Origin of the sequence: Streptomyces sp. NPDC100445 (assembly GCF_044759735.1) — a bacterium.
Classification (GTDB): domain Bacteria; phylum Actinomycetota; class Actinomycetes; order Streptomycetales; family Streptomycetaceae; genus Streptomyces.
This window is the reverse complement of sequence record NZ_JBIVZV010000009.1, coordinates 317,573-330,397: the sequence shown is the minus strand read 5'-3', so window position 1 is coordinate 330,397 and position 12,825 is coordinate 317,573. Positions and strand designations below refer to the sequence as shown.

General features: G+C 71.2%; 13 protein-coding genes. 5 read left to right on the top strand and 8 right to left on the bottom strand.

Going from position 1 to position 12,825, the window contains the following annotated elements:
• The first annotated feature begins 123 nt into the window (after positions 1–123).
• From ACIQVT_RS22765 to recX, 3 genes are all read left to right on the top strand, one after another.
• Positions 124–1,275, top strand: coding sequence for an AI-2E family transporter (locus ACIQVT_RS22765; protein ID WP_403756829.1), 1,152 nt, complete (start codon positions 124–126; stop codon positions 1,273–1,275).
• A gap of 253 nt (positions 1,276–1,528) precedes the next feature.
• Positions 1,529–2,656: a recombinase RecA gene (recA, locus tag ACIQVT_RS22760; RefSeq protein ID WP_403756752.1), complete on the top strand. Its 1,128-nt coding sequence runs from the start codon at positions 1,529–1,531 to the stop codon at positions 2,654–2,656.
• Positions 2,657–2,663: 7 nt separating this feature from the next.
• Complete coding sequence (gene recX, locus ACIQVT_RS22755; protein WP_403756749.1) at positions 2,664–3,641, top strand: recombination regulator RecX; 978 nt, start codon at positions 2,664–2,666, stop codon at positions 3,639–3,641.
• A 460-nt stretch (positions 3,642–4,101) separates the two neighbouring features.
• On the opposite strand, the gene ACIQVT_RS22750 is transcribed toward recX, so the two are convergent.
• The 8 genes from ACIQVT_RS22750 to ACIQVT_RS22715 all read right to left on the bottom strand — a co-directional run bounded on the left by ACIQVT_RS22750 (position 4,102) and on the right by ACIQVT_RS22715 (position 10,422).
• On the bottom strand, positions 4,102–4,542 hold the full coding sequence (locus ACIQVT_RS22750) for a rhodanese-like domain-containing protein (protein ID WP_403756745.1): 441 nt from the start codon (positions 4,540–4,542) through the stop codon (positions 4,102–4,104).
• Positions 4,539–5,090 carry a cysteine dioxygenase gene (locus ACIQVT_RS22745; RefSeq protein WP_403756742.1) on the bottom strand — a complete coding sequence of 184 codons (552 nt, stop codon included), beginning with the start codon at positions 5,088–5,090 and terminating at the stop codon, positions 4,539–4,541. The genes ACIQVT_RS22750 and ACIQVT_RS22745 overlap by 4 nt, the downstream gene beginning before the upstream one ends.
• A gap of 66 nt (positions 5,091–5,156) precedes the next feature.
• The gene (locus ACIQVT_RS22740; RefSeq protein ID WP_309544753.1) at positions 5,157–5,228 is read right to left on the bottom strand and encodes a putative leader peptide; all 72 of its coding nucleotides are present in this window, start codon (positions 5,226–5,228) and stop codon (positions 5,157–5,159) included.
• A gap of 91 nt (positions 5,229–5,319) precedes the next feature.
• A complete protein-coding gene (locus ACIQVT_RS22735) occupies positions 5,320–6,924 on the bottom strand; it encodes an FAD-dependent monooxygenase (protein WP_403756738.1) in 1,605 nt (534 codons plus the stop codon).
• A gap of 177 nt (positions 6,925–7,101) precedes the next feature.
• Positions 7,102–7,992: an amino acid ABC transporter permease gene (locus tag ACIQVT_RS22730; protein WP_403756735.1), complete on the bottom strand. Its 891-nt coding sequence runs from the start codon at positions 7,990–7,992 to the stop codon at positions 7,102–7,104.
• Complete coding sequence (locus tag ACIQVT_RS22725) at positions 7,989–8,654, bottom strand: amino acid ABC transporter permease (RefSeq protein ID WP_403756729.1); 666 nt, start codon at positions 8,652–8,654, stop codon at positions 7,989–7,991. Before ACIQVT_RS22725 ends, ACIQVT_RS22730 begins: the two co-directional genes overlap by 4 nt.
• 75 nt (positions 8,655–8,729) lie before the next feature.
• A complete protein-coding gene (locus ACIQVT_RS22720) occupies positions 8,730–9,566 on the bottom strand; it encodes a glutamate ABC transporter substrate-binding protein (RefSeq protein ID WP_403756726.1) in 837 nt (278 codons plus the stop codon).
• 79 nt (positions 9,567–9,645) lie between these two features.
• Complete coding sequence (locus tag ACIQVT_RS22715; RefSeq protein WP_403756723.1) at positions 9,646–10,422, bottom strand: amino acid ABC transporter ATP-binding protein; 777 nt, start codon at positions 10,420–10,422, stop codon at positions 9,646–9,648.
• 292 nt (positions 10,423–10,714) lie between these two features.
• Here ACIQVT_RS22715 and ACIQVT_RS22710 point away from each other — a divergent pair, with 292 nt between their 5' ends.
• Both ACIQVT_RS22710 and ACIQVT_RS22705 read left to right on the top strand, forming a co-directional pair.
• Positions 10,715–11,401, top strand: a complete 687-nt coding sequence (locus ACIQVT_RS22710) for a response regulator transcription factor (protein ID WP_403756720.1) — start codon at positions 10,715–10,717, stop codon at positions 11,399–11,401.
• A 9-nt stretch (positions 11,402–11,410) separates the two neighbouring features.
• Positions 11,411–12,817 carry a sensor histidine kinase gene (locus ACIQVT_RS22705; RefSeq protein ID WP_403756717.1) on the top strand — a complete coding sequence of 469 codons (1,407 nt, stop codon included), beginning with the start codon at positions 11,411–11,413 and terminating at the stop codon, positions 12,815–12,817.
• Positions 12,818–12,825 lie beyond the last annotated feature (8 nt).

Genomic DNA, 12,825 nt, shown 5'->3' with positions numbered 1-12,825 from the left:
GACGAAGCGACCGAGCCCACCCAGCCGACCGAGCCCACCCGGCCGTCCGACCGGCACACGGCACCGGTCACGGCACCCCCTGGCCAGGCTCCGGTCCCCGGGGCCGTCGCCGCGGTCGGCCGGATGCCGCGCTGGCTGCCACGCGCCATGGTGCTCGCGCTCGCGCTGATCGCCGCGTTCCAGCTGGGCAGCTGGGCCTTCCACCAGCTGACCGGGCTGTTGATCAACATCCTGATCGCGTTCTTCCTGGCCCTCGCGATAGAACCGGCGGTGAGCCGGATGTCGGCCCGCGGGATGCGCAGGGGGCTCGCCACCTTCCTGGTCTTCCTCGGGCTGACCGTCGTCGTCGCCGGGTTCGTCACCCTGCTCGGGTCGATGCTGGCCGGCCAGATCATCAAGATGGTCGAGGGTTTCCCGGACTACCTCGACTCGCTGATCAACTGGATCAACAAGTCGTTCCACACGGAACTCAGACGGGTGGACGTCCAGGAGGGCCTTCTCCACTCCGACTGGCTGCGCAAGTACGCGCAGAACAGCGCGGCCGGTGTCCTCGACGTGTCCGCCCAGGTCCTCGGCGGCCTCTTCCAGCTGCTGACCATCGCCCTGTTCTCGTTCTACTTCGCCGCGGACGGCCCCCGGCTGCGCCGCGCCCTGTGCTCCGTGCTGCCGCCCGCCCGTCAGGCCGAGGTGCTGCGCGCGTGGGAGATCGCCGTCGACAAGACGGGCGGCTACCTCTACTCGCGCGGCCTCATGGCGCTCATCTCCGGGGTCGCGCACTACATCCTGCTCGAGGCCCTGGGCGTGCCGTACGCGCCGGTGCTCGGTGTCTGGGTCGGCCTGGTCTCACAGTTCATCCCCACCATCGGCACGTACCTGGCGGGCGCGCTGCCGATGCTGATCGCGTTCACCGTCAACCCCTGGTACGCGGTGTGGGTGCTGGTCTTCGTCGTGGTCTACCAGCAGTTCGAGAACTACATGCTCCAGCCCAAGCTGACCGCCAAGACGGTGGACATCCACCCGGCGGTCGCGTTCGGCTCGGTGATCGCGGGCACCGCGCTGCTCGGTGCGGTCGGCGCGCTGATCGCCATCCCGGCGGTGGCCACGCTCCAGGCGTTCCTCGGGGCGTACGTGAAGCGGTACGCCGTCACGGACGACCCCCGGGTCCACGGGCACCGGCGGCGGCCGGGTGGCCCGGGAACACTGACGCGTGTCCGGCAGCTGTGGTCCGTCCGGCCCGACCGTTCCCTCCGGTCCGGCGGGCAGGAGCAGCCGTAGAGCGGAGCGGTCCCCGGCCGCTCACCGTTCTTCCGCGGCCCTGCCCGGCCCGCGTGGTGCGCTTGACACAAAAATCGAACATCCATTCATATGGAGGCTCAGGCGAGGCTTTCGTCGGGCGTGTATGTCCCGATTCGAGGGCAGATGCCCCTCGGTTATCCACAGGCTGGACCTGCGTCGGGGCGCATTGTCAGTGGCAGGCGTTAGCGTCTTTGACGTGAAGCGATCGACTCAAGCAAACCGGGTGGAACCCATGGCAGGAACCGACCGCGAGAAGGCGCTGGACGCCGCGCTCGCACAGATTGAACGGCAATTCGGCAAGGGCGCGGTCATGCGCATGGGCGATCGGTCGAAGGAGCCCATCGAGGTCATCCCGACCGGGTCGACCGCGCTGGACGTGGCCCTCGGCGTGGGCGGCCTGCCGCGTGGCCGTGTCATCGAGGTGTACGGACCGGAGTCCTCCGGCAAGACGACCCTGACCCTGCACGCGGTGGCGAACGCCCAGAAGGCGGGCGGCCAGGTCGCGTTCGTGGACGCGGAGCACGCCCTCGACCCCGAGTACGCGCAGAAGCTCGGCGTCGACATCGACAACCTGATCCTGTCCCAGCCGGACAACGGCGAGCAGGCCCTGGAGATCGTGGACATGCTGGTCCGCTCCGGTGCCCTGGACCTGATCGTCATCGACTCCGTCGCGGCGCTGGTCCCGCGCGCGGAGATCGAGGGCGAGATGGGTGACAGCCACGTCGGCCTCCAGGCCCGCCTGATGAGCCAGGCCCTCCGCAAGATCACCAGCGCGCTCAACCAGTCCAAGACCACCGCGATCTTCATCAACCAGCTCCGCGAGAAGATCGGCGTGATGTTCGGCTCCCCCGAGACCACGACCGGTGGCCGGGCGCTGAAGTTCTACGCCTCGGTGCGACTCGACATCCGGCGGATCGAGACGCTGAAGGACGGCACGGACGCGGTCGGCAACCGCACCCGCGTCAAGGTCGTCAAGAACAAGGTCGCGCCGCCCTTCAAGCAGGCCGAGTTCGACATCCTCTACGGCCACGGCATCAGCCGCGAGGGCGGCCTGATCGACATGGGCGTGGAGCACGGCTTCGTGCGCAAGGCCGGCGCCTGGTACACGTACGAGGGCGACCAGCTCGGCCAGGGCAAGGAGAACGCGCGCAACTTCCTGAAGGACAACCCCGACCTGGCCAACGAGATCGAGAGGAAGATCAAGGAGAAGCTGGGCGTGGGCGTCCGGCCGGAGAAGCCCGCCGGGGAGCCGGGCGCGGACGCGGCGGCCACCACCGCGGCGGCCGACGACACCAAGACGGTGCCCGCCCCGGCAGCCGCCAAGGCCGCCAAGCCCAAGGCCGCCGCAGCCAAGAGCTGACCGACCCGTGACACGACGAACCGACTGGGCCGAGTACGAGTACGCCTCCCCCGGCACCCCACGGGGGAGGGGCATCGGGGACCGGCGAGCACCCGCCTCGGACGGTGACGACGGATATCGGAGCGGCGGATACCAGGACGACGGATACCGGGAGGACGGGTATCCGGGTGACGGCCGCGGCGAGTCCGGGTGGCACGGTGCGTACGGCGAGTACGACGGACGCGACGGCCATGGTGGGCCTGCCGGGTACGGCGCCACCGGCGGCCACGGAGACGGCGGCCACCCGGAGGCCGAGGACGGCGAGCCTCGCGGGGCCGGCTCGCGCCGCCGCGGTTCCGGAGCCGCCGACGGCCCGCGGGGTGACGGCCCGCGGGGTGGCGGGCGCAGACGTGGCCGACGGCGCGGCTTCGGGGACGCGCCCCGTGAGGACGAAGACGCCCTTCCCTCGTCGAGGGCCGAGCGGGGGGAGTCTTCCGCGGACCCGGCTGAGCAGGCCCGGGCGATCTGCCTGCGCCTGCTCACCGGGACCCCGCGCACCCGCAAGCAGCTCGCGGACGCCCTGCGCAAGCGGGAGATCCCGGACGAGGTGGCCGACGAGGTGCTCTCCCGGTTCGAGGAGGTGGGGCTCATCGACGACGGAGCCTTCGCGGACGCCTGGGTGGAGTCGCGGCACCACGGTCGGGGACTCGCCCGCCGCGCCCTCGCCCGGGAGCTGCGCACCAAGGGGGTCGACCCGACGCTGATCGACGAGGCCGTCTCTCAGCTCGACTCCGACCAGGAGGAGGCGACCGCCCGCGAACTCGTCGCCCGCAAACTGCGCGCCACCCGCGGCCTCGACCGGGACAAACGGCTCCGGCGGCTCGCCGGCATGCTCGCCCGCAAGGGCTACTCCGAGGGGCTCGCCCTCCGCATCGTCCGCCGGGCCCTGGAGGAAGAGGGCGAGGACACGGAGTTCCTCGAAGGCGGGGACGGGGACCTCCACTGACCAGCCCGTCGCGGTCGTCGACCCGCTCGCCATGTCGGTCGCCCGGCGGGTCCGGAAGACGGAGCTCGGCAGCGACAGCGCACTCGCCGTGCCCGCAGTACTCGCCGTACTCGCAGTTCACCGCGTCCAGCGTCGGCATGACGGGCCGGGCGGCGCGCACGCGGTGACCCCGCAGACCCCGCAGCCCCCACTGTTGTCGTCGCGGTCGCCGTTGTCCTCGCCCTGGCGGCCGGCGCCGTGCCCGGGCGCGCGCTGCTCCGGGGGCGAGGGCGGTGACCGTGGCCACGGCGACGGAAATGACCCCGCGACGGTCCGGCACCGCACCGGCCGGCCCGATACACGGGCCGGGCCGGGCCGAGCCGCAGTGAACCCCCGATCGTCGCGCGCAGGTTCACCGGTCGGTGCATGATCCACGGCCGACGTACGGCCGACGTACGGCCGAGCACGGCCGACGCGTGGCTCAGATGCGCGCAGGCTCCACCGGCAGTCCCTCCGCGCGCCAGGCCTGGAAGCCGCCCACCAGGTCCGTCGCCCGGTGCAGGCCCAACTGGTGCAGGGAAGCGGCCGCGAGGCTGGAGGCGTACCCCTCGTTGCAGATGACGACGACCCGCACGTCGTGCCCGGTGGCCTCCGGGACGCGGTGGCTGCCCCGCGGGTCGAGGCGCCACTCCAGTTCGTTGCGCTCGATGACGAGGGCACCCGGGATCACCCCGTCGCGCTCACGCAGGGCCGCGTACCGGATGTCGACCAGCAGCGCCTCACCAGCGTCCGCCGCCTGGTACGCCTCACGTGCCTCGATGCGCCGGTAGCCCGCCCGCACACGCTCCAGCAGGTCGTCGATGCCCAGCGGCGCCCCGCCCGGCACGTCCGTCGCCTGCGACTGCTCGATGGTGCCGCTCACTGCCAGTCCTCCGGGCGTTCGACCTGTTCCAGGCGCAGCACCTGGCCGGTGCGACTGTAACGGCGGATGCGGGGCAGCGGCGGGTAGTAGGCGTGGACGGAGATCGCGTGTCGGTCGCCGGACTCGTTGAGCACCTCGTGCACATGGTGACGGCCGAAAGCGCGTCCCTTCCCGGCGGACAGCCGCCGGGTGCGGTCGACGCCCTCGGTGAGTTCCAGCGTCCGCCAGCCGTCGGTGGGCAGCCGGGCGGCGAGGGAGTGTTCGGTGAGTTCACCGGAGGCGGTGAGGAACGCGCCGACCGAGTCGGCGTGGTCGTGCCAGCCGGTGCCGGTGCCCGGCGGCCAGCCGATCAGCCAGGCCTCGCTGCCGCCGGGCCCCTCCAGCCGCACCCAGGTGCGGCCCTCGGGATCGAGCGGCAGGGAGGCGATCAGTTCCGTGTCGGCGGCCGCACGCCGGACGAAGTCGAGGAGTTCGGCCTGGGTGGGCGCCACGCCGGCGGTGCCGGACACGATGGCGGGCAGGGAGGGGGAGGGGACAGACACGTGCACCGTCCTGGAGCAGGTTCGCGGACACGGGCGCGCGACGGCGCCCGGAAAAGGGGAAGCAACGCGAATTCAGCAGGACGGGCGACACACGCAGCCCGCGTAGCGGACGAGGTCCATATGGACCCTCCGCCACAGGCGCACACAGGTGTCGGTCACGATCCGGAGTACAGCACGGCGCCGTACTCCGGTCAACCGACTCCCACCCTGTGGACGGGAGGCGCGGGGCGCGTGGTCAGCGCGCGCCGGAAGCGGCCTCCGCGCCCTCCGGCACCGCGCCGCCCAGCGCGGCCTCGGCCGCCGCGTACAGGTCGGCCGGGCGGACCCCGCCCAGGGCCGTGACCAGGTGACCGTCGGGGCGTACGAGCAGCACGCTGTGCGCCGGCGCACCCGGGTAGCTCTCGGCGACCAGCAGCTCGGCGGGGTGCGGCAGCGCGGTGACGGCCGCCGCCAGCCGGGGCATCACCCCGGCGGACATCCAGTGCCTGCGGTCCCAGACACCCGTGCCCGGCGCGATGAGGACGACGAGCAGCGCACCACGGCCCAGCCGGTCGCGCAGTCGTACGAAGGACCCGTCCTCCGCGGTGACCCGGACGTCCGTCACCGGCGTGCCGGGCGGGGTGTCGACCGTGATCTCCCCATCGAGGCGTCCGGGGGCCAGCGGCGAGCCGGCGTACGACCCGGCGCCGCCCAGCACCCCGCGCCCCAGGTGGCCGTCCGCGAGCAGCGCGTCATGGGTGCGGGCCGCGCCGGGGACGATGTGACGCAGCCCGCCTCCGCCGCGCAGCACCGGCAGTGCCTGGTCGGCGGCGCGCAGCCGGGCGGCGACCACCGCGCGCCGCTCGGTCTGGTAGCTGTCCAGCAGGGCCTCGTGCAGGCCGTGGTGCCAGGCCGCCGCCAGCTTCCAGGCGAGGTTGTCGGCGTCCCGGAGGCCCTCGTCGAGTCCCTGTGTGCCGAGCGCGCCGAGCAGGTGTGCCGCGTCACCGGCGAGGAAGACCCGGCCGGCGCGCCACCGGCGGGCGAGGCGGTGGTGCACGGTGTGGACGCCGGTGTCCAGCAGGTCGTACACCGGCGTGGAGCCGTCCGACCAGCCGGCGAGGGTCTCGCGGACCCGGGCCAGCAGGACCTCCGGGGTGACCAGGTCCTTGCCCGGCGGCAGCAGCCAGTCCAGGCGCCAGACCCCGTCGGGGAGAGGGCGGGCGGTGACCTCCCCGGCCGGGGGCCCGGACTGCCGCCACGGCGGCATCCGGTGCAGCAAGGCGCGGTCCTCCCAGGGGAGTTCGACGCGGAGTGCGGCGACCGCGTGCCGTTCCACCGCCGTACGGCCCGGGAAGCGGATGTCCTGGAGCTTGCGCACGGTCGAGCGGGGGCCGTCGCAGCCGGCCAGGTAACTGCCCCGCCACCAGGTGCCGCCGGCGCCGCGGGTGTGCGCGGTGACGCCGGAAGGCTCCTGCTCGATCGCGTCCAGGCGGCTGTCGACGGCCACCCGTACCAGTGGTTCGTCGGCGAGGGCCGCGCGCAGGGCGTCGGTGAGGACGTGCTGGGCGATGTGCAGCGGGGCGGCGGCGTCCGCCTCGTCGAGGTCGACCTCGCTCATCACCTGCTTGCGCCGCAGCGACCGCCATCCGGCCCAGCGCACGCCCTGCTCCGCGAGCGCCGCCCCGGTCAGCCGCTCCAGCAGGGCGGCCGTGTCCTCGCGCAGGACGACGGTGCGCGCCGGGCGGGGTTCGTCCTTGCCGGGACCCTCGTCCAGGACGACGGCGGGCACGTCCTGACGGGCCAGCAGCAGGGCGAGCGTGAGTCCGACGGGACCCGCTCCGACGACGATCACCGGGTCCATGACGCGGCGCCCCCTGCCCGTGACGATGCCCTGACGGAGACGAGTGAACAGGAAGGTGGAGCGGGGTGCACGATCACACGAGGTATGCAACCCATTGGCAGAGTTTGCGTCAAGCGACCGGAGGCAGTGGCGATCACGCCACTGCCTCCGGGTGGTGCATTCAGGTCTGATCGGGCGTCAAGCCGCGATTCCCGTCCCCGTGGTGCCCGCGACGTCCGCCACGTCCTGGGCGCCGAGCACCGCGCCGGTCGACTTCTTGCGGCGTCGCAGCCGGCCCTCCAGCCAGCTCGCGAACGAGGTCAGCGAGAAGTTGATGATCACGAAGATCAGGGAGACCACCGTGAAGGAGGCGATGGTGTTGGCACCGTAGTAGCCGCTCATCGTGTTCGCCGCGGAAAGCAGTTCGGGGAAGGTGAGGACGGCGCCGCCGAGCGCGGTGTCCTTCACGATGACCACCAGCTGGCTGACGATCGCCGGCAGCATCGCGGTGACCGCCTGCGGCAGCAGGACAAGCCGCATCACCTGGTTCTTGCGCAGGCCGATCGCCATGGCCGCCTCGGACTGGCCCTTCGGCAGGGTGAGGATGCCCGCGCGGACGATCTCGGCGAGAACGGACGCGTTGTACAGCACCAGGCCGGTGACGACCGCGTACATCGGACGGTCGTCGGAACTCACGTCGGTGTACTGGCTGTACAGCTCGTTGCCGAAGATCATCAGGATCAGCACGGGGATCGCGCGGAAGAACTCGACCACGATCGTGGCCGGGACCCGCACCCACACATGGTCCGAGAGCCGGGCGATGCCGAAGACGGCTCCCAGCGGCAGCGCGATGACCATCGCAAGGGCGGCCGCCGTCAGGGTGTTCCGCAGGCCGGGCCAGATGTACGTCGTGTAGGCCTCGGAGCTGAAGAACGGCTTCCACAGCGCCCAGTCCAACTGGTGCTTGTCGTCGAGGGCGAGGTACGCCCACCAGACGACGGCCGCGAGCACGACCATGAAGAGCGCCGTGTACAGGATGTTGCGCCGCTTGGCGCGCGGCCCCTGGGCGTCGTACAGGACCGAGGTCATCGCTTCACCGCCACCTTCTTGCCCACCCAGCCGAGGATCAGACCGGTCGGCAGCGTCAGGCAGCAGAATCCGAAGGCGATGACCGCGGAGATCTGAAGCAGCAGCGCCTCCTTGTCGAGCATTTCCTTCATCAGGGTCGCCGCCTCGGCCACACCGATCGCCGCCGCCACCGTCGTGTTCTTCGTCAAGGCGATCAGTACGTTGGTCAACGGGCCGACGGCCGCCCTGAAGGCCTGCGGCAGCACGACCAGGAACAGCACCTGGCTGAAGTTCAGGCCGATGGCCCGCGCGGCCTCCGCCTGGCCGACCGGCACGGTGTTGATGCCTGACCGGATCGCCTCGCACACGAAGGCCGACGTGTAGAGGGTCAGACCCAGCACGGCCAGCCGGAAGTTCAGCGTGTCGGTGTCGTGGGTACCGAGGCTGACGCCCAACGTCGAGTAGAGGCCGAGCGAGGAGAACAGAATGATCACCGTGAGCGGGATGTTCCGCACGATGTTCACGTAGGCGGCGCCGAAACCGCGCATCAGCGGCACCGGGCCCACCCGCATGGCGGCCAGCAGGGTGCCCCAGACCAGGGAGCCCACGGCGGACAGCAATGCCAGCTGTACCGTCGTCCAGAAGGCTCCCAGTACGTCGTAACCCTCAAGAAAGTCGAACACGATCTCCCGCGCTTCCGCGTGTAGGGATGCCCGGACGCGCCGCCCTCACGGACGGCGCGTTCCCCGGGCGTTGCCTCAGCTCTTGACGTCGCCGATCTTCGGCGCGGGCTCGTTCTTGTAGCCGGCCGGACCGAAGTTCTTCTTCACGGCCGATTCCCAGGAGCCGTCGGAGACCATCTGCTCCAGCGCCTTGTTGATCTTCGCCTTGAGGTCGCTGCCCTTCTTGACGCCGATGCCGTAGTTCTCATTGGTCATCTTCAGGCCGCCCAGCTTGAACTTGCCCTTGAACTGAGGCTGGGAGGCGTAACCGGCGAGGATCGAGTCATCGGTGGTCAGGGCGTCGATCACCTTGTTCTGCAGACCGGTCAGGCACGCGGAGTACGTCGGGTACTGCTGGAGCTGCGCCTTGGGGGCGAGCTTCTCCTTGACGTTCGTCGCCGAGGTGGAACCGGTGACCGAACACAGCTTCTTCTTGTTGAGGTCGGCCGGCGTCTTGATGCTCTTGTCGTCCGCGCGGACCAGCACGTCCTGGTGGGCCAGCAGGTACGGGCCGGCGAAGTCGACCAGCTTCTGGCGCTCGGGCGTGATGGAGTAGGAGGCGGCGATGAAGTCGACGTCACCGCGCTTGAGCATGGTCTCGCGGTCCGCGCTCTTCGACTCCTTCCACTCGATCTGGTTCGCGCCGTAACCGAGCTTCTTGGCGACGTAGGTGGCCACGTCGACGTCGAAGCCCGCGTAACCCTGCGGGGTCTTCTGGCCGATGCCCGGCTGGTCGAACTTGATACCGATGGCGATCTTCCTGCCACCGCCGGAGGAGCCGTTGTCGTCCTTCTTGTCGCCGCCGCACGCGGTGGCGGACACGGAGAGGGCGAGGAGGACGGCCGAGGCGGCGGTGACCTTGCGGAGCTTCATGGTGAACATCCTTTGGTGGTGAGGAACGAGGTCCCTGGGGCGCGGGTGACGCGACCGGTGCGGTGCCGGGGCGACGGCGTCAGTGGTGCAGGATCTTGGACAGGAAGTCCTTGGCCCGGTCGCTGCGCGGAGCGCTGAAGAACTGGTCCGGGGTGGCCTGTTCGACGATCCGGCCGTCGGCCATGAAGACCACGCGGTTCGCGGCCGACCGGGCGAAGCCCATCTCGTGCGTGACGACGATCATCGTCATGCCCTCCCGGGCGAGCTGCTGCATCACCTCGAGGACCTCGTTGATCATCTCGGGGTCGAGGGCGGAGGTCGGCTCGTCGAAGAGCATGACCTTCGGGTCCATCGCCAGCGCCCGCGCGATCGCGACACGCTGCTGCTGGCCGCCGGACAGCTGCGCGGGGTACTTGTCGGCCTGGGCGCCCACGCCGACCCGGTCCAGCAGGGCCCGCGCCTTCTCCTCGGCCTGCTTCTTGTCCGCCTTGCGGACCTTGAGCTGGCCCAGCGTCACGTTCTCCAGCACGCTCTTGTGCGCGAACAGGTTGAAGGACTGGAAGACCATGCCGACGTCCGCGCGCAGCCGGGCCAGTTCCCGGCCCTCGTGCGGCAGCGGCTTGCCGTCGATCGTGATCGTGCCCGAGTCGATCGTCTCCAGACGGTTGATGGTGCGGCACAGCGTCGACTTCCCGGACCCGGAGGGCCCGATGACCACGACGACCTCGCCGCGGGCGATCGTCAGATCGATGTCCTGGAGCACGTGCAACGCGCCGAAGTGCTTGTTGACGCCGCTCAGGACGACCAGGTCGTCGGACGTGGCCACGTCTTCCTTGGCCACCGAAACTTTGGTCATCGCTCTCAGGCTCCGTCCTCCTCGGGTTTCCGAGGACAGTAGTGAGCGGCTGTGACCTGCGTCATCACATCTGAGGGGAACTTGAGCATCACGATCCGATAGCAATCGGACACGTGTCGTAGCACGCCCCAACGGGCACGTATCGGCCGGATAACGGAAGCGGCACGCAACCCCGGGCCCCTTGACGCCGTCCTCTCCATCGGCGTCACTGCCATGGTGCACGCGCGCGCGTGCGGCACAAGACCCGCGACCGCCGGGACCGTACGACCACGAGAAAATGGAGGGGGCCGGAATGAGACTGCTCCTCGTCGAGGACGACAACCACGTCGCCGCGGCCCTGTCCGCCGTCCTCGCGCGACACGGCTTCGACGTCACCCACGCGCGCAGCGGCGAGGAGGCGTTGCGGGCACTGGTCCCCGAGAGCGACGGCTTCGGCGTCGTCCTGCTCGACCTCGGCCTGCCCGACCAGGACGGCTACGAGGTCTGCGGCAAGATCCGCAAGCGCACCGCCACCCCCGTCATCATGGTCACCGCGCGGTCCGACGTCCGCTCCCGCATCCACGGCCTCAACCTGGGCGCCGACGACTACGTGGTGAAGCCGTACGACACCGGGGAACTGCTCGCCCGTATCCACGCCGTCGCCCGGCGCACCGTCCACGAGGACCCGGCCGCCGGCGGCGAGGACGCGCTCCTCCTCGGCCCCATGCGGATCGAACTGCCCACCCGCCAGGTCAGCGTGGACGGCACGGTGGTGCAGCTGACCCGCAAGGAGTTCGACCTGCTCGCGCTCCTCGCCCAGCGGCCCGGGGTGGTCTTCCGGCGCGAACAGATCATCAGCGAGGTCTGGCGCACCAGTTGGGAGGGGACCGGCCGCACCCTGGAGGTGCACGTCGCCTCCCTGCGCGGCAAACTCCGCATGCCCGCGCTGATCGAGACCGTACGCGGCGTCGGCTACCGGCTCGTCGCCCCGGCCGCCTAGCGGGCACGGGTGCGCACACGCCTCCTGCCGCTGCTCATCGTCCTGCTCGCGGCGGTCCTGCTCGCGCTCGGACTCCCGCTCGCCGCCGGCGTGGCCGCCGCCCAGCAGCAGCGGGTCGTCGTCGACCGGATCGACGACACGGCACGCTTCGCGGCGCTCGCCCAGTTCGTCACCGACGGGCCCAGCGGATCACGCCGCACCACCACGGACGAGCGCCGCGAGAGCCTGCGCAGCGAACTGGAGAACTACTACGGCGTCTACGGCATCCGCGCGGGCGTTTTCTACCGCAACGGCTCCGCGATGGCGAACGCGCCCGGCGACTGGTTCGTGCCGCCGGCCGGAGAGGTCCGCACGGCGTTCGACGAGGCGCTGCTCAGCCGGCGCAGCCACGACCCGCGCCAGGTGTGGCCCTGGCAGCGCAGCCGGCTCGTCGTCGCCTCACCGGTGATCCGGGACGGGGACGTCGTCGCGGTCGTGGTCACCGAGTCGCCCACCGGGCAGATGCGCTCCCGGATCCTGCGTGGCTGGCTGCTCATCGGGGCCGGTGAGATCGCGGCCATGCTGCTCGCCGTCGGCGCGGCCCTGCGGCTGACCGGCTGGGTGCTCAAACCGGTACGGGTCCTGGACGCCACCACCCACGACATCGCCACCGGCCGCCTGAAGTCCCGGGTCGCGGTCGCCGGGGGGCCGCCGGAACTCAGACGGCTGGCCCGCTCGTTCAACGAGATGGCGGACAACGTCGAGGCCGTGCTGGAGCAGCAGCGCGCCTTCGTCGCAGACGCCTCCCACCAGCTGCGCAACCCGCTCTCGGCGCTGCTGCTGCGCATCGAACTGCTCGCCCTCGAACTCCCCGAGGACAACGAGGAGATCGCCTCCGTGCGCACCGAGGGCAAACGCCTCGCGCAGGTCCTGGACGACCTGCTGGGCCTGGCGCTGGCCGAGCACGCCGAGGCGGATCTCCGGCTGACCGACATCGGCGCCCTGGCGGAGGAACGGGTGGCCGCCTGGTCGCCGGCAGCCCGCGCCCGGGGCGTACGGCTGACCGGGGACTGCCCGCCCACCACCGCCTGGGCCGACCCGATCGCCCTGTCGAGCGCCCTCGACGCGGTGATCGACAACGCCGTGAAGTTCACCCCCGGGGACGGCACGGTGGAGGTGGCCGTCCGGGCCGACGGCGACACCTCCACGGTCGTCGTCACCGACACCGGCCCCGGCCTCACCGACGAGGAACTCGCGCGCGTGGGCGACCGCTTCTGGCGCAGCGGCCGGCACCAGAACGTACGGGGATCGGGCCTGGGCCTGTCCATCACCCGTGCCCTGCTCGCCGCGGGTGGCGGCTCGATCGACTACGCCCACCACGAGCCGCGCGGACTGCGGGTGACGGTCACGGTGCCCCGGCACGGGGAGACCCGCTAGCCGGGCCT